Below are 1569 nucleotides of genomic sequence, written 5' to 3' on the forward strand. Positions count from 1 at the left end.
GCTGGCGCGCCTGGAAAGCGCGGTCGAGGCAGCGGGCGGCATGCTGTATCCGCTCAATACCAGTGGCGCCTTCCACTCGCGCTACATGCAACCGATCGCCGATGCCTTTCGCGCGTATCTCCAAGGCCTGGAGCTGGCGCCGCCGAACAAGCCGGTAATCGCCAACGTTTCGGCCCAGCCGTATAGCCAGGAAGCGATCGCCGACCACCTGGTCCAGCAACTGACCCATCCAGTGCAATGGTGCGAGAGCATCCAATACCTGCTGGCCCAGGGCGAGGTGCAATTCGAAGAGGTCGGCCATGGCGAGGTGTTGACCAAGCTGGTGGAGAAGATCCGCGCTGGCAGCCGCCCGCCTGTGCCTGGCGTTGCGGTTTCGCCGGGGGGCGCAGCGCCTGGGCCTCGCGAAGCGGCGCTGCACAGCGCCATCGAGCAGGTCGCCCAGTGGAATGCCCGGCATCCCGCCGGCACTCGGGTGCGCTCGCTACGGGTCGACGGCGAGCTGCTGACTCGCAGCACCGCCTTGGTGTTGCTGGGCCACCGGGCGGCGGTCTACCTGCAAGGCCACAACGGCTATTTCGCCCTCGACGAGATCCAGGCGTTGTAGCCATCCATGCAGCCATGGGCCGGCCCGTTGCCTTCGCCCGAATCGACAATCCTGGTGCCAACATGCTTGCCACTCGACCACTACCCGTTGCGATCACCGGTGTCGGTATCGTTTCCGCCATTGGCCAGGGCCGGGAGGCCTTCACCCGCGCACTGCTGGCCGGCGACGCCGCTTTCGACGTGCTGCAACGCCCCGGGCGCCAGGGGCAAAGCCGTTTTCTCGGCGCCGAACTCGGCCCCCTGCAACTGCCGCAGGAGCGTGCGCCACGGCTGTTCCGGCAGTTGTCGCTGACGGCCGAGGCGGCCCTGGTGGCCTTGCATGAAGCCTGGCAGGACGCCCGCCTGGAGGACGTGGACCCGCAGCGCATAGGCCTGGTCGTCGGCGGCTGCAACCTGCAGCAACGTGAACTGGCCCAGCTCCATGAGCGCTACACCGGGCGCGAGGCCTTCGTGCGGCCGGGCCATGGCGTCGAGTTCATGGACAGCGACCTGTGCGGGTTGTGTACCCAGCAGTTCGGCATCCAGGGCATGGCCTGCACCGTGGGCGGGGCCTCGGCCAGCGGCCAGGTCGCGGTGATCCAGGCGCTACAGGCGGTGCAGTCGGGGCAGGTGGATGTGGCGATCGCGCTGGGCGCCCTGATGGACCTGTCGCATTGGGAGTGCCAGGCGTTGCGTTCGTTGGGGGCCATGGGCTCCGAGCGCTATGCCGATGCACCGATGCAGGCGGCCCGGCCGTTCGACCGCGACCGAGACGGTTTCATCTATGGCGAGTGTTGTGGCGCGGTGGTGGTGGAGCGCATGGCCGGCCCCACGCGCAGCACCGTCCGGCCCTATGCGCAATTGTCCGGCTGGGGCTGGACCATGGATGCCAACCGCAATCCCGACCCATCGCGCGAGGGCGAGATGCGCGCCATCGCTCAGGCTTTGGGGCGCGCGGGCCTGGCCCCGGGGCAGATCGACTATGTG

At 68.4% G+C, this 1569-nt stretch carries 2 protein-coding genes; both read left to right on the top strand.

The features are described from left to right. On the top strand, positions 1-604 hold a 604-nt coding region (locus ACK6AU_RS31930), incomplete at its 5' end, for an ACP S-malonyltransferase (protein ID WP_409303750.1). A gap of 62 nt (positions 605-666) precedes the next feature. After that, the coding region (locus ACK6AU_RS31935; RefSeq protein ID WP_409303752.1) for a beta-ketoacyl synthase N-terminal-like domain-containing protein at positions 667-1569 on the top strand (903 nt) is incomplete at its 3' end.

The organism is Pseudomonas sp. KCJK8993 (assembly GCF_046230915.1).
In the GTDB taxonomy this organism is placed as follows: domain Bacteria; phylum Pseudomonadota; class Gammaproteobacteria; order Pseudomonadales; family Pseudomonadaceae; genus Aquipseudomonas; species Aquipseudomonas piscis.